Annotated in this window: 18 protein-coding genes and 1 pseudogene; 17 read left to right on the top strand and 2 right to left on the bottom strand. The window is 37.0% G+C overall.

Annotated features, from left to right (window positions below; genetic code table 11):
* The first annotated feature begins 3 nt into the window (after positions 1-3).
* The 6 genes and pseudogenes from NCCP133_RS06825 to NCCP133_RS06800 form a co-directional block, all read left to right on the top strand.
* Positions 4-3,168, top strand: a complete 3,165-nt coding sequence (locus tag NCCP133_RS06825; RefSeq protein WP_264804179.1) for a DEAD/DEAH box helicase family protein — start codon at positions 4-6, stop codon at positions 3,166-3,168.
* Positions 3,169-3,226: 58 nt separating this feature from the next.
* A complete protein-coding gene (locus tag NCCP133_RS06820) occupies positions 3,227-4,372 on the top strand; it encodes an HNH endonuclease (protein ID WP_264804178.1) in 1,146 nt (381 codons plus the stop codon).
* 141 nt (positions 4,373-4,513) lie between these two features.
* Positions 4,514-5,029, top strand: a complete 516-nt coding sequence (locus tag NCCP133_RS06815) for a hypothetical protein (RefSeq protein WP_264804177.1) — start codon at positions 4,514-4,516, stop codon at positions 5,027-5,029.
* Between the two features lie 268 nt (positions 5,030-5,297).
* Positions 5,298-5,495: a hypothetical protein gene (locus NCCP133_RS06810; RefSeq protein ID WP_264804176.1), complete on the top strand. Its 198-nt coding sequence runs from the start codon at positions 5,298-5,300 to the stop codon at positions 5,493-5,495.
* Between the two features lie 62 nt (positions 5,496-5,557).
* On the top strand, positions 5,558-5,851 hold the full coding sequence (locus NCCP133_RS06805) for a hypothetical protein (protein WP_264804175.1): 294 nt from the start codon (positions 5,558-5,560) through the stop codon (positions 5,849-5,851).
* A 154-nt stretch (positions 5,852-6,005) separates the two neighbouring features.
* Positions 6,006-6,236 (top strand): annotated as a pseudogene (locus NCCP133_RS06800) (DUF4268 domain-containing protein); the annotation flags it as partial.
* Between the two features lie 58 nt (positions 6,237-6,294).
* On the opposite strand, the gene NCCP133_RS06795 reads toward NCCP133_RS06800, so the two are convergent.
* Positions 6,295-6,732: a hypothetical protein gene (locus NCCP133_RS06795; RefSeq protein ID WP_264804174.1), complete on the bottom strand. Its 438-nt coding sequence runs from the start codon at positions 6,730-6,732 to the stop codon at positions 6,295-6,297.
* A 247-nt stretch (positions 6,733-6,979) separates the two neighbouring features.
* Between NCCP133_RS06795 and NCCP133_RS06790 the strand changes: the two genes are divergently transcribed.
* Both NCCP133_RS06790 and NCCP133_RS06785 read left to right on the top strand, forming a co-directional pair.
* Positions 6,980-7,975 carry an AAA family ATPase gene (locus tag NCCP133_RS06790; RefSeq protein WP_264804173.1) on the top strand — a complete coding sequence of 332 codons (996 nt, stop codon included), beginning with the start codon at positions 6,980-6,982 and terminating at the stop codon, positions 7,973-7,975.
* Between the two features lie 3 nt (positions 7,976-7,978).
* The gene (locus NCCP133_RS06785) at positions 7,979-10,342 is read left to right on the top strand and encodes a S8 family peptidase (RefSeq protein ID WP_264804172.1); all 2,364 of its coding nucleotides are present in this window, start codon (positions 7,979-7,981) and stop codon (positions 10,340-10,342) included.
* 653 nt (positions 10,343-10,995) lie between these two features.
* Here the strand turns inward: NCCP133_RS06785 and NCCP133_RS06780 are convergent.
* Positions 10,996-11,484 carry a helix-turn-helix domain-containing protein gene (locus tag NCCP133_RS06780; protein ID WP_264804171.1) on the bottom strand — a complete coding sequence of 163 codons (489 nt, stop codon included), beginning with the start codon at positions 11,482-11,484 and terminating at the stop codon, positions 10,996-10,998.
* 138 nt (positions 11,485-11,622) lie between these two features.
* On the opposite strand from NCCP133_RS06780, the gene NCCP133_RS06775 reads away from it, so the two are divergent.
* From NCCP133_RS06775 to fabF, 9 genes are all read left to right on the top strand, one after another.
* Positions 11,623-12,930 carry an MFS transporter gene (locus tag NCCP133_RS06775; protein WP_264804170.1) on the top strand — a complete coding sequence of 436 codons (1,308 nt, stop codon included), beginning with the start codon at positions 11,623-11,625 and terminating at the stop codon, positions 12,928-12,930.
* Between the two features lie 36 nt (positions 12,931-12,966).
* On the top strand, positions 12,967-13,941 hold the full coding sequence (locus NCCP133_RS06770) for an ornithine cyclodeaminase family protein (protein WP_264804169.1): 975 nt from the start codon (positions 12,967-12,969) through the stop codon (positions 13,939-13,941).
* Positions 13,942-14,089: 148 nt separating this feature from the next.
* Entirely contained in the window at positions 14,090-14,326 is a 237-nt protein-coding gene (locus tag NCCP133_RS06765; RefSeq protein WP_264804168.1) for a nitroreductase family protein, read from the top strand.
* A gap of 207 nt (positions 14,327-14,533) precedes the next feature.
* Entirely contained in the window at positions 14,534-15,958 is a 1,425-nt protein-coding gene (locus NCCP133_RS06760; protein WP_264804167.1) for a PTS mannitol transporter subunit IICB, read from the top strand.
* A 275-nt stretch (positions 15,959-16,233) separates the two neighbouring features.
* Positions 16,234-18,366 carry a BglG family transcription antiterminator gene (locus NCCP133_RS06755; protein ID WP_309298041.1) on the top strand — a complete coding sequence of 711 codons (2,133 nt, stop codon included), beginning with the start codon at positions 16,234-16,236 and terminating at the stop codon, positions 18,364-18,366.
* Positions 18,363-18,797 carry a PTS sugar transporter subunit IIA gene (locus NCCP133_RS06750; protein WP_264804166.1) on the top strand — a complete coding sequence of 145 codons (435 nt, stop codon included), beginning with the start codon at positions 18,363-18,365 and terminating at the stop codon, positions 18,795-18,797. Before NCCP133_RS06755 ends, NCCP133_RS06750 begins: the two co-directional genes overlap by 4 nt.
* On the top strand, positions 18,798-19,952 hold the full coding sequence (locus tag NCCP133_RS06745) for a mannitol-1-phosphate 5-dehydrogenase (protein WP_264804165.1): 1,155 nt from the start codon (positions 18,798-18,800) through the stop codon (positions 19,950-19,952).
* Between the two features lie 545 nt (positions 19,953-20,497).
* The gene (locus NCCP133_RS06740; RefSeq protein ID WP_264804164.1) at positions 20,498-20,929 is read left to right on the top strand and encodes an acyl-CoA thioesterase; all 432 of its coding nucleotides are present in this window, start codon (positions 20,498-20,500) and stop codon (positions 20,927-20,929) included.
* Positions 20,930-20,968: 39 nt separating this feature from the next.
* Entirely contained in the window at positions 20,969-22,207 is a 1,239-nt protein-coding gene (fabF, locus tag NCCP133_RS06735) for a beta-ketoacyl-ACP synthase II (protein WP_264804163.1), read from the top strand.
* Positions 22,208-22,237: the final 30 nt, after the last annotated feature.

The following is a 22,237-nucleotide window of genomic DNA, read 5'->3' as shown; positions in this document are numbered from 1 at the left end:
ATTATGCCTAGAGGGACAACCAAAAAGATTCAATTAAGTGACCAATTAATATTGAATCAGTTTATGCTGCGTCTCTTTGAAGTGGAGGATTTTGAGCACCTTACAAAAGACATGAAGGATAGTTCCCTCGAAGAATTAGACATTGATAATGTCTCGCAGTTTTATAAACAACTTACTATGAAATTAGTCGAACGGGAAGAACTAAGTAATGATATCTTAAGACAGTATGATGAAAACATCGTAAGTCATACCCTTACAATTAGTGAAAAGAGAGAGAAAAAAATAAGGTGGAAATATTTCCAATATCTTTCGTTGTTGTTTACGGAAATTTATCTAGACCGTTACTTTAACCACAGAGAAAAACTATTGAATGACTTAAATGCATTTATTGATGTATTTAATGAGGATAAATCAAAAGGTGAGCAACTTAACTATTACAATGTTACAGACCTAAAAAAGTTAGCATTTTGGAATTCAACTGGCTCTGGAAAGACGCTGCTGATGCATGTAAATATACTTCAATATAAACATTATTTTTATAACAAACATCGTCGCAATGAATTGGAACAGGTTATTCTATTAACACCAAGTGAAGACCTATCCAAACAACATTTGAGGGAGTTTGAAGTATCAGGGCTACAAGCGGCGCTCTTTGATAAGAATATGCAAGGCTTATTCCGAGGAAATGAAATCTCAATAATTGATATTCATAAACTAAAGGATGAAATGGGCGAAAAAACGGTTGCCATTGATGCATTTGAAGGGAATAACCTTGTTCTTGTTGATGAAGGACATCGTGGTTCATCTGGTGATGAATGGAGAAATAAAAGAGAAAAGCTAAGTGAGCAAGGATTTGCCTTTGAGTATTCAGCAACGTTTGGACAAGCTGTATCAGGTAATAAGAAATTAATGGATGAGTATTCAAAATGTATTTTATTTGATTACTCCTATCGTTATTTTTATAGCGATGGATATGGAAAAGATTATCGCATCTTAAATCTACAGGATGATGAAGATGAACATATTCGTCATTTATATTTAACAGCATGTTTAACAGCCTTTTATCAACAGTTAAAACTTTATAGTGAAAATGAAGTAGCTTATCGTCCTTTTATGGTGGCTAAACCTTTATGGGTTTTTGTAGGTGGCAGCGTTAATGCACTGAGAACCCAAAATAAAAGAAAAGTATCTGATGTAACAGACATCTTGTTATTTATTGCTCGTTTTGTAAAGGATAGTAAAGAAGGCATAAGTATGATAGAACGCCTTCTAAGCGGGCAACCAGGTCTTTTAGACGGAAAAGGGAGTGAAATATTTGGTAACTCCTTCCCGTATCTTCTAGACAAACAAATGTCTGCTGAAGAAGTTTATCGTGAAATTCTCTTAATCGTTTTTAATTCAACTCTATCTAATGCTACGTTACGTGTAGAAAATTTAAAAGGTGTCGATGGTGAAATAGCACTTCGTATTGGAGACCATGAACCTTTTGGTGTTATCAATGTAGGTGATTCGAATGAACTTAGTAAGCTTTGTGCAACTTACACAGAGCTTCTTGTTACCGACAGAGATTTTTCAAAATCGTATTTTCATGAAATTGATAAAAAAGATTCAGGCATAAATATTTTAATTGGCTCTAAAAAGTTTACTGAGGGTTGGAGTAGTTGGCGTGTAAGCACAATGGGATTAATGAATTTAGGTAGAAGCGAAGGTTCACAAATCATCCAATTATTTGGCCGTGGGGTACGCCTTAAAGGATATGACTTTAGCTTAAAGCGAAGCGAAGCATTAAAGGGTGAAGTACCTGATATTCCTAAATATCTTAACTTTATTGAAACATTAAACATTTTTGGCATTCGTGCTGACTACATGCAGCAATTTAAAGAATATCTAGAAGATGAAGGTATCCAAACGGAAACCGACTATGAAGAAATACGACTGCCCGTTTTGAAGGATTACCATAAAAGAAAGCTAAAGTTAAAGGTCTTACGATTAAAAGATGGTATCGATTTTAAAAAGCAAGGACCAAAACCAAAATTTTCTGCTCCATCAGAACGATTATCAAGTAACGATAAGATAATCGTTAACTGGTATCCAAAGCTTCAAATACATGATAGTCGAATTAAAAGGTTAAGTGTTCGAGAAACTCAATCAATAACTTTAAACAAAGAAGCATTTTCGGAAAAACATATTGCCTTTATGGATATGGACCATATTTACTATGAGATGCAAAAATTTAAGAATGAGCGTTCATGGTATAACCTAAGCTTATCTAAAGAAGAAATCATTAAATTATTATCTAATGATTATTGGTATGAAATCGAAATACCCAAAGAGGAACTTGTATTTGATTCCTTTAACAAGGTAAAACGATGGGAAGAAATTGCTCTAGTTCTATTAAAGAAGTATTGCGAAAAACAATATCTATATGCCAAGAAGGAGTGGGAAGCACCACATTTGGAGTATTATGAGTTAACTGAATCAGATAGCAACTTCTTTGACGAATATAAAGTGTCTGTTGATACTAGTGATACGAGTATGATAACTAAATTAAAGCAATTAAAGGATGCGTTGAAGAAAAGCATGTTAAGCGATATCGAATTTGGCGGCTTAACCTCCTTTTCATTTTCACAGCACCTATATCAACCATTGATTACCCTAGAAGGTGCAGCTATAAAGGTATCACCTGTTCCGCTTAATGAAGGAGAATACCGTTTTGTGCAAGATTTAAAGACCCACTATGAACGTAATAAGGATTTCTTTAAAGATAAAGAGCTATATCTGCTCCGAAACCAAAGCCGAGGTAGAGGAATTGGATTTTTCGAAGCGGGTGGATTTTATCCAGACTTCATTATCTGGATTATACATGGAGAAAAGCAGTACATTACATTTGCTGACCCAAAAGGTATCCGAAACCTTTCAATAACTGATGCAAAGCTTCAATTCTATCGCCATATTAAGGAAATGGAACATCGCTTAAATGATAAAGATGTTATTCTTAATGCATTTACCATCGCTAACACCTATTACAGTGATTTAATAACCACAGGGCTCAAATTATCTAAGGAGCAGATGGAAGAACAGCACATTCTTTTCCAAAATGACGACAGAGAAACTTACATTGATAAGATGATTAAGAGCATATTAAATGAAAACACTATTACATCATGACATTACAGGTAGGAGTTTATTTGACTCCTACTTTTCCTTTATAGAAGGAGGTCTAACTGTGAACGAAACAATTCTTAAAAAGATAAGCGAATTAATAATTGAGTATGCAAAAAATCAAGATGTGATTGAGTACAACCAAGTCAGTAAAAAATTAGGTGGGGTAATAACACCGATTCGTCTTAATGAACCTTTGGGTGAAATTTCTTTGCGTTGTATCAAACATGGATATCCTCCTCTTTCAGCAATTGTGGTGAACCATGATACTAGGCTCCCAGGAGAAGGTTTTTTCACTTGGGTAGCAGCAAAAATGGGGTATCCTACCTTACCTCCATCAAAGTGGGATGAGTTTTTTACAGAACAAAAAGAAAGTGTATTCAGTTGTGATGATTGGGCGGCCTTTTTAGACAAGGCATTTACATTGCAAAATAATATCGGAACAAACTCAAACAAAATTAACTTGAATGATATTTTAACAGCCAAAAAATATCTTAAGGGTAAAAGAACAAAGTATTACATACTAACTGTGAAGGCATTTTTTGATACTCAACAGCATGGGCCATTTCAGTACCATGTCCTTGTATTAGACCAAGATAAGCTAGTGAATAAAAGTACAATAGAAGACCTCACTAAAAAGCAGTTATTAACTCCTGCCAAGCGGATAGGGCTTCAGCTATTATTTAATTATGCTTCAACTATTAAAAATGACGATATTACCATGATGCATTATAAGCCAGACAGACCTGGTGAAGAATTATGGGAAAAAGAAAAAAAAAATAGTTTAGAACCACTTTTCTTTGAAGAAAGGTCATTGTTTTTCAAACATATAGTGGATAATGATATTGATTCAGAGAGTGCACAAGAGGAATCCTATTATAAAGATGGGAAAACCATAGAATATTTTGGAACACGTTATGAGCGAAATCCAGTAAATAGGGCGAAAGCAATTGAAATTCATGGCGTAACTTGTAAAGCATGTGGATTCAATTTTGAAAATGTATATGGGGAACGGGGTAAAGACTTTATAGAAGTACATCATGTTAAGCCTCTTCATACCATTGGTGAAGAAACTGAAATTAATCCAGAAACAGATTTAGTACCTGTTTGTTCGAACTGCCATAGAATGATACATCGTAGAAAGAATAATGTATTAACGATTCAGGAGCTTAAGGGTTTACTAAAGGTGCATATAAATGATTTAGTTTAAGACTTGGTTAGAAACGATAAATGAGAGAATCGATATGTCATAGAAGTAGCAATGTATTTCCAATATATGAACAACTACAGGGAAATGAAAAAAAATACATTTGCTAAAGTATTGAGGCATAAAAATATGGAAGGAATCTAGATGAAAGCAGAAGAACTATTTCTTGAGGCTATTAATAGATTAAGAAAAGATTATAACAATTACAAGTTTTATGTGGAAAGAGATATTGTTCTGACTGTTCAAACCATGATGAACAAACTTATAGACCAATACAACTGTCCATTACAGGTTCACAATGATTTTTCCATTTTACCTAAGCAAAGAGCTGATTTAGTAGTCTTAGGTGAAGACATGCAAATTGAATTAGCGGTTGAATTTAAGTATGAACCATCTCACAGGAGAACAGATATAGTTCCAACGAAGTTTCCAGTAGCCTCATGGAGTGAAATCGGGAAGGATATAGATAGGATTCAAAGATATGTTCTTGAAGCTGATGCTTACATCGCTTATTCAATTCTAATTGATGAAGGCGGCCATTTTCGAAGTAAACCAGCATTTCAAGGAAGCGAATGGATAGAGTGGGTAGAGAATCAGATATCAATACTTCAGTCAGTAAAACGACAAATTAATGAGAACATTTCACACTTATATTACTAGAGTTGTTTTGTGCAATTCAAAAATGCAGAGTTGTGCAGCGGGGAATGCAGAGAATTGCAACTTGACATGGAGCCTCTGCAGACATGACTACTAAGCCAAAAAGCCAGCTGTAACAAGGGCTGGCTTAGCAAATCAGGGCTATCATACCCGCCTCTCCATGTAAAGTTGGGCTAAGCCAAACTATCTGCAACATTGTGTATTTTTATTTTGCAAAAAACACTAGAGTAACAGTAAAAGAAACATAATAAACTGGGAGGAATTAAATTTCATGGGGATTGGAAAGCTAGAACCAGTAACACTAAGGGCCATCTGGAAACATGAGGAGTTTGATTTCTCAAGTTGGCTAGAGGATAATATTGATTTAATTTCAAATTTAATTAATTTGGAATTAACGGTTGTTAAAGAGAGAGAAGGGTTGTTTCCTTTCAGGTTGACATTGTTGCTGAGGATTCAGACGGTAATATAGTAGTTATTGAGAACCAATTAGAACCAACAAACCATGACCATCTTGGAAAGATATTAACATATTTGAGTAACTTGGATGCAAAGACAGCAATCTGGATAGTAAGTGAGCCAAGACCTGAACATATTAATGCAATTACATGGTTAAACGAGGCTACACCTGTTGATGTTTCCTTCTATTTAATTAAACTTGCAGCTTATAGAATAGGTGATTCAAAACCAGCTCCACTATTTACGATGATTGCTGGTCCTAATGAAGAAACGAAAGACTTTGGCCGACAAACGAAAGACTTAGCTGAGAGGCATGTTCTCCGTCTTAGATTTTGGGAACAGTTATTAACAATGGCCAAAATAAAGTGAGTAAATCTACATATTAATAAGAACCCAACCAAGAATATGTGGTTAGGGACTGGAGCGGGTAAAGCAGGACTAAGTTATAATTTCTAATCTGGATTGATGAAAAAAAAGGTGTTGAGCTTTATATTGATACAGGGGACGAGGAACGGAACGGAACAAGCAAATGTTTGATGAGCTTTACAAAAACAAAGAAGCGATTGAAAATGCATTCCAAAAGAAATTAGAATGGGAAAGACTTGATGAGAAAAGGGCGTCTAGAATAAAGTATACAATTAATATGGGTGGATTAAAAGCGAATGAAGAATCGTGGTCGCAAATTCAAGAAGAGATGATTGATTGCATGAATAAATTTTATAAAGCAATCTCCTCTTATGTTAAAAATTTGTAGCATAAGATATAAAATAATAAGGAATGGGTCAACCGTGACTCATTCCTAAAGACACATATTACTTTTCTAACATATTATCTATACTTTCCCAAAACTCTTTGCCCAAACTAGAACCCAAGCCGTCTGAATCTGGTAATTGCTTGTTATCAGTTTTTCTTTTAATCTTTGCCTTTATTGGCCGTTTATTTTGGTTTATTGTAATACCATTTGGTATACAGCCACCTTTTCGACACCGGTGACAAATTGAACATATTACCAAACCGCAGGTTACACAAGTTTCATCTTGGGAACTATTAACAAGTGCATTACAGTTCCAACAATTGTTCTCATAATGTTCTAAATCATCATTGTGGTAAAAGTTAATTTCTACTTCTCTGTTTTTATTCCGTATGACCACGGAATACTTGTTATTACGTTCTTTAATTCCAGAAACAATTTGTCCGAACTTTCCATTGTGCTTAATTTTAACGGCTTGTCCTGTTTTGAATTTGCTCATGACCTTCACCCCAATTACTAGATTTAATATTTAATATTATTCCTAATCTAGTAAAATAGAACTGAAAGGTAGATAGTAAATTTAAATCTAAAGTAAATCCTTATTTTATAAACTGTGTTTTCTATGAAAAATACTTGTTTATACTGCTAATAAGCTTATTTACAACTGATATAATTTACATAAACCAATGCTATTATGAAAAATATTCTTGTTTGCTTTTTTAAAGGTTAGGGAGGAGGTGTAACCAATGGCGAGAGGTGATTTGCTAAAAAAGCTACTCTTAGCATACCAACGTGGAGAGGATAAAAAGTTTAAAGAAATATCCTTAGAAATTATAAGGGATGAACGTAAAAAAAACCATAATGTATTAGCAGACCAATTACAAAAAATAATTGAAGCAGAAATGAATATCTCTAGAACATTTAGAAAATTTTCAGATATGGTATCTTTGCCTAAAGATGATAATGAAATACCATTAATTGATATTCGAAAACCTCAAAAATATTTAGACGATATTATTTTATCACAACAAAATGAAGAAATGATTAACGAGATAATTGAAGAATTTTGGAGGTCTGAACTTCTTAAATCATATAATTTAAAACCTAAAACAAAGATATTATTTTGTGGTCCACCAGGGTGTGGAAAAAGTCTTTGTGCAGAAGCTTTGGCGGGAGAATTAGGTTTAAACCTGATTTATAACAGGTTTGATTCAATTATTTCTTCTTACTTGGGTGATACTTCTACCAACTTAAGAAAGGTATTCGATTTTGTAGCAAAAGATACTTGGGTCATGTTATTTGATGAATTTGATGCTATTGGTAAAAGTCGAAATGACTCAAATGAACATGGTGAATTAAAAAGGGTAGTAAATAGCTTTCTTCAAATAATTGATAACTACGATGGAAATAGCCTTATAATAGCTTGTACAAATCATGAAGATGTTCTAGATAAAGCGATTTGGCGTCGATTTGATGAAGTTATCTATTTCGGTAAACCTAATAAAGAAGACATTTCTAAATTAATTAGAAAGAAAACTGCTAGTTTTTCTTTAGGGAACCTAGACACAAAAAAAATTGTTGATGAAATGGATGGTTTTAGTCATGCCGAGATAGAACGTGCCTGTCATGATGCCATAAAATATTGCTTATTACATGATATTCAGTCATTAAACACATCTGTGATTATGGATTCAATAAAGAGGCAAAAGCAAAGGATTAGAATATACAAAGGAGGGGAGTAGGATTTGACGGAGTTTAATAATCTTCCATTGGTAAGAATTGATGTTGAATATGACAGACGAAAACATGGATTTGGTAATGCTTCATCTAGAAATTATAATACGCATGCCACAAAAATAAATAATGATGTTGTGGAGCTGCTCAATGAAACAAAGAAAAATGAAACAAAAGGATTAAATCCAGAACTAATTCTTAAAATAAGTTATGCTAATAAAATTCAAGCAGATGAATTAAGGAAATGCGATTTGGAAGTAATTGGTGAAGACTCCAATAATGCACTTATTCTTTTTGCTTCTGATAAAGAGTTAACTGAATTTAGAGCTAGATTGGCACAATATCAAAATGGACCGAAGGAAGGAAATAAACACCCATCATATAATCAAGTCTTTGCTAATATTGAAACAGTTTCGACATTAACCCCACAAGACAGGATTGGTCCTAAATTAAGTAAAATTGAAATAAAGAATAATGATACATATTGGGTTGATATTGAGCTTTGGCACTTGGGTTCAAGACAGCTGTGTAATGAAAAAATAGAGGAAGTTAGAAAAATAATACTAACAAACCAAGGCCGTGTAACAGATAATTATATCGGGAAATCCATAGTCGTTTTACGTGCAAACTTAACTGGTGAACTTGTTAAAATTTTATTAGAGGATAGTATTGTTCGTTTAATCGATATTCCGCCTAAACCATACTTTAATCCTAGAGAAATAAGCAATTTAACGATTGACTCATTTCCAGAAGTTATCCCACCCGACCCAGAAAGTACAGGAGTTTGTGTAATTGATAGTGGAGTAATGGAAGGGCATCCTATGATTGGTCCAGCACTTGGAGACTCAGTCTCATTTCCTACTGAGATTGGTGAACCTACGGATAAAGAGGGACATGGGACTAAAGTTAGTGGCTTAGCTTTATATGGTGACGTTTTAAAATGTATTAATGATGGTGTTTTTAAACCTCAAGCAAGGCTGTTCAGTGCAAGGGTTACAAATGAATATAATTCTTTTGATGATGAAAAATTAATCACGACTCAAATGAGAGATGCTATAAATTATTTTTATCATGAGTATGGATGTAGAATCTTTAATATTTCTTTAGGGGATAGTGAAAAACCTTATGTAGAAGGAAAACAAACATATTGGGCAGCTACTTTAGATGAGTTAATAAGAGAACTAGACATAGTAGTAATAGTTTCAGCAGGTAACTACTTTTATGATGGGGAGATAGAAGAGAATGTGCTGTCTGAGTATCCAACTTATCTTTTCGATGAAAAAGCAAGGATTATTGACCCTGCAAGTGCAGCTCTAGCAATAACAGTCGGTTCCTACTGTGCTTTTGAAAGTGGTCCAACTGTAAATTTGTTTCGTAAAGAGACCAGGGTAGATGCAAGAGTAATAGGGAAAGAAAATCATCCATCACCATTTACTCGTACAGGACCAGGAGTACAAGGGTCCATTAAACCTGAATTATGTGAATATGGTGGAAATCTCATTTTTGATGGTCTAATAGGCAGAATAAATGTAGATAGGGCACTTTCTGTTGTAAGCACTTCTAAAGAACTGCCCAATGAATTATTTACCACAGATATCGGCACAAGCTTTGCGGCTCCTGTTTCAACTTATAAAGCTTCAAGAATATTAAATGTTTTTAAAGGAGCTTCTGCTAATCTAGTAAGAGCAATTTTAGTACATTCTGCTGAATATCCTAAAGGTATAGATGATACATTTACTGAAGATGAACTTCTTAAAATGTATGGTTATGGTGTTGCTCAGGTAGAAAGGTTTTTAACATCCAATAATCAAAGAGTTACTCTTTTTGCTGAAACAACAATTGAATTAGATAAATTTCATATATTCGAAGTTCCTATACCAAAGGATTTTAATGAAGTTAGAGGTAAGAGATTTATATGTGCAACATTAGCATTTGACCCACCTACTAGACATACACGATTAGATTATTTGGGTATCACTATGTCGTATAGATTAATTCGAGGAAAAGGCATTGATGAAGTGGTAAACTTTTTTAAACCTAAAAATCAAGTTGATACAGATTTAGATGAGAGGGTACCTAGTGCTAATAATTGCAAGTTAATTCCAACACCTACAGTAAGAGAAAAATGCACTGTCCAAAAATCTACCTTTACAGCTTCAAACCCATTAGATTATGGAGATACTTATTATTTGGTAGTAAGATGTGAAAGTAAATGGGCTACAGAAGAAGTCAGTCCTCAAAAATATGCATTAGTTGTAACACTTGAACATACTAAAGAGGAAGTGGATTTATATACAGAAATTTCTCAGAGAGTACAAGAGAGTATTTCATTAAGAGAAAGAGTAAGAGTTAAAAAGGTAAGGGTTAAAATATAGTAGAACGTATTAAAACTGACAAATTACTGAAAATTCTGGAGAGGACTATTCCTCTCCATTTATCATTTTACCCTATCCAACGTTACGGTGAACCGTATCATAAATAGTGATGAAGCAGAGAGTTGAAGTTATTCTTGATAAAGAGTGGCTGAAAAGGTTGATGATGTAATTAATATTTTTAAATTATATATTATTTCACTAGTGTTGCGTAAATAGTATCGTAATTTTCAGTTTAATCATCTTTCTTATTTAGAGCCAAAAAAGTAAATACCCAGTTAAAGGTGGCTCCATACATTTGGAAATTTATTTACAATTAGACAGATGTGACGACGGCAATTTGCTTATTAAGGTTAGAGGTGATTTAATGGTGAATTCGTGTATGAATCGTTGCTTAGTAACAAATTAGGGTTGGGAATTATTCAATTACTTGAAGAAATTAGTCTTGAACATAGCGTTATTGCTTGCACCAGAAGTGGTGCGGTATTAAAAGACACCGTATCTGCTGAAATGGTAACAGCCCTCAAAAGGTCATATGCCCAGGTAAGACAAATTTCTGATTTTAATGAAATAACAGAGGACTTTGTGAAAATTACCATTTATGATCCATTGAAAAGATGTTTTGAAATAAGAGAATCGTGTATGCTGTGTCTCCCTTACCTGGAGGAGACAACCAAGAACCGGATCGTCTGAACTGTATGATTGTACCAATAGTGTGTTTCGCTGGCTGAAAAGAACCAGGATTCTCCTTGTTGCAGTTCGATCATTTTTATACCTATTTGCAGGGTCAAAGTTCCTTCTATAACATAGACAAATTCGTGTCCGCTGTGTGCAAAGGGTTGTCCTTCACTTTGGTTTGCTGGGAGAGTGACAAGTATGGGATGGAAATCTGGGTTTGGGACTTGTTGAGTCAGATCCTGATAATGAAATGAAGGTTCACTTATACGCTCATTGTTGCTTGAGAAAAAGATACTTGGGTTGACACCGAGAACTTCAGAAATTTTTCGCAGTGACTCTAGTGTGACACTGGATTTTCCGCGTTCGACTTGTGACAGAAAACTAATGGATACACCAGCCCCTTCTGCAAGTTCTCTCAAGGTCAATTTTTTCTCTTTGCGAATTTCTTTCAGTCGTGCACCATTCATAGAACGCCCCCACCTTCCTATTCATTTCTTTCCCTTAGATAAAGATTGTGTCAAATTGAACATAGTTGACAGAAAATTAACTACTATCTAATATTTAATTGAAGTGTCACTTCAATTTTAAAAGGGGAGGAAGAGTAAATGCAACAATTAGATAAAAAAACGACTTGGCGTGTATTGATTGCCAGCCTTGTAGGCAGTTCCATTGAATGGTTTGACTATTTTCTATATGGAACAATGGCTGCACTTGTATTTAACCAATTATTCTTTGTAAATGAGGATCCAACAGTAGGATTGTTACTTGCGTATGCATCGTTTGCACTTTCGTTTTTTATCAGGCCATTTGGAGGAATTATTTTTAGTCATATCGGGGATCGAATCGGCCGAAAGAAAACACTCGTTTTAACATTGAGCTTAATGGGTGCTGCGACTATTGCGATGGGGATTCTGCCTACATATCAAGCTATTGGTGTAGCTGCACCGATCATTTTGATTACGCTTCGTCTAATCCAAGGACTTGGAATCGGCGGAGAATGGGGAGGAGCTCTGTTGCTTGCAACTGAGTATGCTCCACCAGAACGCAGAGGATTCTTCGGCTCTATTCCACAAATGGGTGTTACGATCGGAATGGTGATAGGTACACTCGCCCTTTGGATCATGAGCTTATTACCAGAGCAACAATTTATGACTTGGGGCTGGCGCGTGCCATTCATCTTAAGTGCATTACTCGTCATCTTTGGATTATGGATTCGAAAAGGAATCGATGAGACACCTGAATTCAAGAAAGTGAAAGAAAAAGGCGAGATTCCAAAGTTGCCAATCGCCGATACACTTCGTTATTACTGGAAAGAAGTGCTGATCACAATCGGTGCGAAAGTGGTTGAGACAGCTCCATTCTATATTTTCAGTACGTTCATTGTTTCATATGGTACAAGCACTCTTGGATTCAGCCGCTCCGCTGTGTTAGGTGCTGTTATGGTTTCAACTGTTATTACTACGATCCTCATTCCAATCATGGGAAGTCTATCAGACCGCGTTGGCCGTAAGAAAATGTATATCGTCGGTACATTAGCGATGATGGCTTTTGCTTTCCCATACTTTTGGATGATTCATCAAGGCAGTGTACTAATGTTGGTTGTAGCGACGATTATCGGCTTGGGTATTATTTGGGCTCCAATTACGGCTGTACTTGGAACGATGTTCTCCGAAATCTTTGATGCAAAAGTTCGTTATACTGGTGTTTCACTAGGTTATCAAATTGGTGCCGCAGTTGCTGGTGGTACAGCGCCACTCGTTGCCACTGCGCTGCTCGCATCATTCGATAATTCCTACGTACCGGTTGCACTCTACATCATGTTTACTGCTCTGGTGTCATTGATTGCCATTTGGGCAGTGAAAAGCCGCGTTGAACAAACTGTGATGACAGGTAAAATTAGCTCGGCCAAATAATTTGGCCGAGTTTTTCCATAAAAGGAGGGATTCTATATGCTTATACTGAACGAACAACTGATCCAATCCATCTATAAAATCGAAGATGCCATTCGAGATGTCGAAGCCATGTTAGTGGCCATTCATCAAGGGCACGTTGATAATCCACAGCGGACGGTACTGAATGTCCCTGAAAGCAACGGTTCAGTTCTCTATATGCCAAGTTCGGATGGAACGTCCATGGCAGCGACCAAAATTGTCTCGATTTTTCCTGATAACAGCTCAGCTAATCTTCCGACCACACAGGGAGCCATTTTACTCACAGAACTCGAAACAGGAAGACATATAAGCTTACTATCCGCATCTTACCTGACAAGATTGAGAACAGGCGCATTAAGTGCCATTTCAGCCCGCCATCTCGCCAGGCCTGACAGCCAAGTGTTGACCGTCATCGGAACAGGCGGAATGGCGTTTGAGCAGGTACTAGGACTAGTAAACGTGTTGCCGATTCAAGACATCTACTTAATCAATCGTTCCATTGAAAAGACATTCACATTCAGCGAAAAGCTCAAAGAAGCCGGCGTGACCGCCACGATTCATACCGGTGTCGACCGGAACGAAGCAGTAGTTCAGTCTGATGTCATTTGCTGCGCGACCCGGTCAACTGAAGAAGTATTTAATGCTGATTATGTAAAAGCAGGGACCCATATCATCGGCGTAGGTAGTTACTTACCCGAAATGCGTGAAATCCCGTTAGGTGCGATTGAAAGAGCAGCATTGATTTATGCAGATGATTATGAAGGGATTACAACGGAGGGCGGAGAATTTATTGATGCAGTGCAACGAGGGAAATGGTCATTCGATCAGCTCTCCGGAACATTAGCTGAACTTCACGCGAATCAGGTCGAACGTAGATTTGAGGATATCACTATTTTTAAATCAGTCGGAGCAGCTCATTTTGACTTGGCTGTAGCGAAAGGTGTGTTTGAAAAAGTGAAGGAATTGAATGAAGGCGAAGAGATCTTCCTGTAGGACCGCCAGGGCGGATTTCATGCCATATGGGGACGTACCTTTCGAAACGCGGAAAGAGTTCCAGTGGCTCAAAAATTATTAAAATATGTAATTTGGTGAGACAGCGGAATCGTCCCTTTGTCTAAAACAGATATTTAGGAGGATTATTGTGGAATTGAATGAAGTTATACAGGGGCACAGATCCATTCGAGAATATGAAGATAGGGAAATAAGTCAGAATCTACTGGATCAAATTTTAGAGGCGGGAATTCGTGCCTCCTCAAGTGGTAATATGCAAACGTATTCGATTATCGTCTCAAAGGACAAAGAACTTAAGAAGAAATTAAAGTCAGCACAAAATGTTAAGAGTATAGGTGCATCAATAACCATCGATTGCTCCATATGAGCAGTGTATAGCCCTTGTCCAATAACCTCTGATTTACTCTCTTCATAGACTCAGTGAGGAGAGTCTATCATCTATGTCCCTTATTTGAATTTGACAACTTTGTGTATGACAAAATAGACATTTCTTTCAATTGCCCCTTAAGTGAAAGCGCTTTAGTATTAAAAGTGTAATTATAAATAGTAAAAAAATACTAAGGGGGTAGAAATAATGTCTAATAAAACGGAAGAATCAAATAAAGATTTTCGTGTGAAGATTCAAAGATTTGGTAGTTATTTAAGTGGCATGATTATGCCGAATATTGGTGCGTTTATTGCATGGGGGATCATTACTGCGCTTTTCATTCCGACAGGCTGGTTGCCAAATGAATCGTTAGCTCAGCTTGTGGGGCCAATGATTACTTACTTGCTACCATTATTAATTGGTTATACGGGCGGTAAAATGATTTATGGAGAACGTGGTGGAGTGGTGGGTGCTACTGCAACGATGGGGGTTATTGTCGGTGCGGATATTCCGATGTTCCTAGGTGCCATGATCATGGGGCCATTAGGTGGCTGGGTGATCAAAAGGTTTGACCAATTGATTCAAGGAAAAGTTCGTCAAGGGTTTGAAATGCTCGTTAATAACTTCTCTGCAGGTATTTTGGCAGGTATTTTAACATTACTTGCTTTTAAAGCAATTGGCCCAGTTGTTTTGGGATTAAATAAGGCATTAGCAGCAGGGGTAGAACTAATTGTAAATGCCGGATTACTTCCATTAGCAAACATTTTCATTGAACCAGCAAAGGTTCTGTTCTTAAATAATGCGATTAACCATGGGATTCTTAGCCCATTAGGTGTGGAGCAAGCATCTGAAACAGGAAAATCGATACTATTCATGCTTGAAACGAATCCGGGTCCGGGACTTGGTATTTTATTAGCCATTTGGTTATTTGGTAAGGGAGTAGCGAAACAATCAGCACCAGGAGCAGTGGTTATCCATTTCTTAGGTGGAATTCATGAAATTTATTTCCCTTATATTTTAATGAAACCAATCTTAATTTTAGCGGCCATTGCTGGTGGAATAAGCGGGGTAGCAACATTCTCCATTTTCAATGCAGGTTTAGTGGCACCGCCATCTCCGGGAAGTATATTTGCTTATATGGCAATGACACCAAGAGGCGACCACCTCGCAGTATTACTTGGCGTTTTTGTTGCAGCGGCAGTATCTTTCATTATTGCTTCGCTTATCTTAAAAACTAGCAAAAATAAGGAAGACGGCGGAGAATTAACGGATGCAACAGCAAAAGTGCAACAATTAAAAGGAAAAAAAAGTGACGTAGTGGATTCCTTAGGAGCAAATACTAATTACAAGAATGTGCAAAAAATCATTTTTGCATGTGACGCAGGTATGGGTTCAAGTGCAATGGGAGCATCTATTCTTCGAAATAAGGTGAAGAAGGCAGAGTTGGATATCGATGTATCGAATAAATCCATTAATAATCTTCCAGAGGATGCTGACATCGTGATCACACACAAGGATTTAACGGATCGTGCGAAAGCAAAGGTTCCAAATGCAAATCATATTTCAGTCGAGAATTTCTTGAACAGTCCGAAATACGATGAATTAATAGAAGATTTAAAGAAACATAGCTAAAAAGTCTAGGAGAGGTTGTCCCGAAATTAGGGGGTCAGATCCCAGATCCAATTGATCCTATTGATTGGTTTAGGAGGTCAGGCCCATTTGGGATAACTGCCTTTTTTTTATTGGTTATTTTCAATTCTTTTTAAATCATGACAACAGCCGTTTTGACGAAAATGAATTTTACTTTTGTTGAGAATGGGGTTTGGACACATTACTATATAAGTGAAGGTTATATATATAAAGTCTTGTCAACAACTAATGGTAAGTAGTGACAATGAGTGAAAGGGGTGAAGGCGATATATATTGCAGCTCGCGAAAAGAAAATCCTTGATATTCTCCTTTTACAAGAGGCAGAAGTGACGATCGCTGATTTGGCGAATGAGTTGGATGTGAGTCCTCGTACGATTCATCGGGATTTAAAAGGAATCGAGTATATCCTAAAAGACTATAATCTCACTCTGAAAAAAACATCTGGAATAGGAATTCAGTTGGTCGGTAGCGAAGAGATGAAAACGAAATTACAGCTTCATCTATTTAATCTCGACCATAATGAATATACCCCGGAAGATCGCCAGACCATTATTCTATCTGCGCTTCTTGAAGCAAAGGAGCCTTTAAAGCTAATGGCATTAGCCTATGATTTACATGTAACGATTGCCACCATCAGCAATGATTTAACGAAAGTCGAGGAACGCCTTACCTCATATGGCCTCTCTGTCATTCGAAAAAGAGGATACGGGGTTGAAATAGAGGGCTCGGAGGCTGGGAAAAGACGGGCGATGAGTAGCCTAGTGTTAAATCATTTGGATGAAGTGGAGTTCCTTTCACTTATTAAACAAAACATTCAAAAAAGGTCATTACAAACCGTGAATACATTAACAGATCGATTGCTCGGTCTTGTTGACAAGAAAAAGCTTCTTATTATTGAAAAGCAAGTCGAGAAGATTAGAAATTGCTTGCCATATCCCATTGCAGATAGTGCATATATTGGTCTTGTTGTTCATTTAACATTAGCGATTGAGCGAATTCAGCAAGGGGAAAATATTCACTTTGATCAAGAATATTTAGACGAATTAATTCAAACAAAAGAATTTCAAGCGGCACGGGAAATCACTGTAGGGTTGGAAGGAATATTTCAAATTACCATCCCTGAAAGTGAAATAGGCTACATCACGATGCACCTAATGGGAGCCAAGCTTCGGAATCATCAAGAGTATTCGTTAGAGGAGTCAAGCTTTCAAATAGGGATAAAAACGCAACAATTGATTCAATTCGTTGGCGAGGAATTACACCTTGAATTGACGAAGAATCTTTCCTTATTTCAAGGATTAGTTGTTCATCTTAGACCAGCTATTTATCGGATTCGACAAAATATGGGGATAACTAACCCCCTGCTTGAAAAAATAGAAACAGATTATCATGAGCTTTTTTGCATAATTGAACAAGGGGTTCAAAAGGTTTTTCCTCAGCTGATCGTACCTAAGGAGGAAATTGGATTTTTAGTAATGCATTTTGCTTCTGCTCTGATTGGGAAAGATGAAAATGAGGATGTACGTGCCTTAGTAGTTTGTTCAAGCGGAATTGGTACGTCAAAAATATTAGCCACTAAACTACGCCAGGAAATTCCTGGCCTGAAGCAGATCCAAAACATTTCCCTCTTTGATTTAAAGGGGGATGAATTAAGTAAATATGATGTCATTATTTCCACCATACCTTTAAAAAACTTTGAAGGGAATTATATTCTTGTTAGCCCGATGTTATCGGAAGCTGAGACAGAGAAAATCCGGTCGTATTTAAAAACACATTCATTGGTAATAAAGAATACAGACATTGTCAATGATCAGCAATCGGAAGAAAGCGTGCACAACCGTAAAGTGGTAGAGGAACTGCGACTGATCCAAAATTATTCCGCTGCGATTTTGACCCTTTTGGAAGGCATCGACTTAGTGGAGATTAGGGAAAACCTCACGAAAAAAGCTGTTCTTGAACTAGCGTGTAAAAGGGAAAGGGATAAGAATATTATTGAAAACCCGGAAATGGTTGTAAAAGAGCTGATGGAGCGTGAACGTTCCGGTGGTTTAGGTATTCCAGGTACTAGGTTAGCGTTGTTTCACACAAGAAGTAGGTTTGTGACAAATCCTTCTTTTACTCTCTATCGTTTACAAGAACCAATCATCATTGAGACGATGGATAAAACAAAGATTCTAGTAAAAACGATATTGGTTATGCTTGCCCCCCAGAATATCAATGATCAAGCGTTAGAGATTCTGAGCCAGATTAGTGCGTTGATTATTCGCGATAAAGAGTCCATTCAACAAATGGAAGAAGAGAGTAAAGAAGATATCGTTTCTTATCTTACTCATGAACTAAACAGCTATTTTGACATAAAATTGAAGGAAATTAGGAGTCGATCGAAATGATACCAGTCTTATCTGAAGAAAATATTGTATTAAATGCAAAGCTGAAAAATAAAGAAGAGGCCATTCGATATACCGGGCAAATTTTAGTAAATAACGGTTATGTTGAACAAGAATATATAGAAAAAATGTTGGAACGCGAAGAACTGACTTCCACGTACATGGGGAATTTTGTTGCTATTCCACACGGGACGGAAGACGCCAAGTCGGCCGTTCGTTCACCTGGCATATCAATTGTTTTAGCTCCAGATGGAGTGGACTTTGGAAATGGGAACATTGCTAAGGTATTGATTGGGATTGCAGGTAAGAATAATGAGCATTTAGAAATACTTTCTCAAATTGCGATTGTTTGCTCGGAGGAAGAAAATGTTACGGATATGATTCATGCTAAATCAGCAGAAGAGATTTTAAGTCTTTTTAATGAGGTGAACTAGATGCTAGCTGTACATTTTGGAGCGGGAAATATTGGCAGAGGTTTTATCGGAAGCTTGCTGAACAAGTCAGGATATAAGGTTTGTTTTGTAGATGTAAATAAGGAAGTTGTCGACCTTTTAAATGAAAGAAAAAAGTACCGGGTTGTTTTAGCAGATGAAAATTCAGAAGAAATGGAGGTAGATCAGGTTTTTGCGATTAATAGTATGACTCATAAGGAAGATGTCATTGATCATATTGCAAAAGCAGATCTTGTGACAACTGCGGTTGGTCCAACGATTTTACCATTGATTGCAGAGGTGATTGCCAGTGGTTTAATGAAGCGCATCCAGGGATTGAAACAGCCTTTAAATATTATAGCTTGTGAAAATATGATTGGAGCCAGCTCCTTTTTAAAAGAGCAAGTTTATCAAAAGATTGATGCATCTGACGTAGAGTTATTTGATGAATACTTTGGCTTTCCAGATGCGGCAGTTGACCGTATTGTCCCAAATCAAACCAATGAAGATAAGCTTAAGGTTGCCGTCGAACCTTTTTATGAATGGGTAGTCGATCAAACAAAAACGGTTGGTGGCAATCCAGCGGTAGAGGGAATTCATTACGTAGATAATCTAAGTGCTTATATTGAAAGAAAGCTATTTACTGTGAATACGGGTCACGCGGTAGCGGCCTATCTTGGTTATAAGCATGGATTAAATACCATCATGGAAGCAATGGAAAATAACGAAATCTATACCAACGTAGAAAATGCCTTAAAGGAATCCGGTGCAGTGTTAGTGGAGAAATATGGCTTTGATGAAAATGAACATAGTGCCTATATTGCACAAATATTGTCTCGTTTCCAAAACATTCATATTTCGGACGAAATCACTCGAGTAGCAAGAGGCCCCCTTCGAAAGCTTGGTCCGAATGACCGACTGATTAGCCCAGCCAGACAATACGTTGAACTTCTAGGTGGACAGCCGATCCATCTCGCAAAAGCAATCGCCGCGGCCTTGCAGTACGATTACCAAGGTGATGAAGAAGCGGTCAAGCTACAGGAAATGATCCGAAAGCAAGGGATTGAAGCAACCCTAATAGAAGTGGGCGGACTTGAACCGGGCCATCCGCTAATTGCATTGGTAAGCCTCGGGGACGGTTCCTCTGGTTCACTTTGAGTATATTCGAGAAGGCAGGTATTTAGAGGAGCCTTTTCTCCTTAGAGGGAGTTACTATCAACCGTATCATAAATAAACAAGGTTTTGAAGTAGAATTTAAAAAAGCCTATTCAGAGTTCGTTTAGCTCTTGAATAGGCTTTATTAGTATACCCAAAAATTAATACAGTCAATTTACTGGAAAGTTATATTAAATGTAATGAATAGTATTTTACATTAGATTCACAGTTTAACGTCCGGCACAATTAGAATTGCTTTGCGGCAGCACTTTCGTGTTTTAGCTAATCTTTAATTTATGGAATGGGTATTTCTATATTGTTTGAGAGAAAAGTGGCAAAATCTGAATCAGAGTCAAGATTTTCTGAGGTGTTTACGTTTACATGCAGTTTCAACTAAATTTGAATATATGCTAGTATATTAGCGAATTAATTAAACTAGGGAATAAACTAAGGAATATAAGTATTTGCAACCTCGGTGATTTCCACTGATCAAGATATTCTATACTATTCTTCATCCAGAAATGAATAGTAGAAAAGGGGGTTGACAAATGACAAGTTTACAGGTTAGCTGCGAAAATGAAATGATTGTTCATTGGGGAGATTGTGATGCAGCGGGGATCTCATATTATGCGAAGAATTTTGAGTGGTTCACCAACTCGTATATGCATCTGCTTGCTTTTCATGGCTTTCCATACATGGAAACCTTCCATGCTAGGGGAATTTCACTAGTTTGCTTAAAGGCAGATTGTCAATACAAAAAGATGTTGCGGCCTTTAGAACGCATTTCCATACGTACGTCATTGGCATCTTTAACTCGTACGAGGCTGACATTTGAATATCAATTGATTAAACAAGATGGAGAGTTAGCTGCGTATGGAATGACGTCACATGCATATGCTAATCAAAAAGGACTTCCGATGAATCTTAAAAAGAGCCATCCTGAACTTTGGGAGTTAATGGTTGATAAGTGGCAAGTTTAAGTGATAAGTGAATTTATAAGCCAAGGAGGCAATATAGGAATGTCCAAAGAGCGCATAGTAGTGACAGGTATGGGTGCAATTACCCCTTTAGGAAATGATGTTTCTTCCTTTTGGAAAAACCTTAAGTTAGGCAAAAGCGGCATATCCTTTATCAGTCGTTTTGATACTAAGAATGTGCCGGTCAAGATTGCAGCGGAAGTAAAGAATTATATTGCAACGGATTATTTACCGAAAAAGTTAGTGCGGCAAACAGATATATTTATGCAATTTGCTTTAATAGCAGCAAAAGAGGCTATAGCTGATAGTAATTTGAAAGCTGATCCGGAGCGGGTTGGAATAGTTGTAGGCACATCTTTAGCAGGTATTTCTACCCTTACTGAAACACAGGAACAGATTACTCAGAGTGGTAATTATAGAGTTAGTCCATTTTTTGTACCTAAAATATTGGGGAATATCGCAGCAGCTCAAATTGGTATTTATTTTAATTTTACAGGGCCGAGTTATACTGTGAATACTGCCTGTTCGTCTGGAGCAGATGCTATTGGAATGGCTTCAATGCTTTTGAAATCAGGACAAGTTGATGTTGTAGTTGCTGTAGGTGCTGAATCGATTCTATGCAGTTTGATGGATGCCGGGCTTGCCTCTGCGCGTGCATTATCAACCCAAAATGACCATCCGGAAAAGGCAAGCCGCCCCTTTGACATAAATCGGGATGGTTTTGTGATGGGTGAAGGAGGAGGAGCGGTGGTCCTTGAATTATTAGAGTTCGCAGAAGGAAGGGACGCCGACATTAAAGCGGAATTATTAGGCTATGGAAATAGTACGGATGCTCACCATATTACCTCCCCCGAACCAAATGGCCGAGGAGCCATCTTCTGTATGCAAAAGGCATTAGATCAGGCAGATTTAAAGCCTTCTGAGGTGGATTATATCAATGCGCATGGAACATCAACACCGTTGGGCGACCAAATTGAAACAATGGCAATTAAATCGGTGTTTGGTGAATCAGCTAAACATATTCCAGTTAGTTCGACAAAAGGGGCTACTGGCCATTTAATGGGGGCTGGTGGAGTAACCGAACTCATCACATGTATCAAAGCTATTCAAGAAGGAATTATCCCGCCGACGTTAAATTTTGTGCAAGCAGATCCTCAGTGTGATCTTGATTTTGTTCCAAACCAAGCTAGAAAAAGTAAGGTCAATGTGGCGATGTCAAATTCGTTTGGATTCGGAGGGCAAAACGCTGTATTACTAGTTGGTAAATATAATGAGAATTAACTAAAAGGCTTTTTGAAAAATTTAATACCG

It is taken from the genome of Cytobacillus sp. NCCP-133 (assembly GCF_026011715.1).
Classification (GTDB): domain Bacteria; phylum Bacillota; class Bacilli; order Bacillales; family Cytobacillaceae; genus Cytobacillus.
The sequence above is the reverse complement of the archived record's forward strand: the minus strand, read 5'-3'. Positions and strand labels throughout refer to the sequence as shown.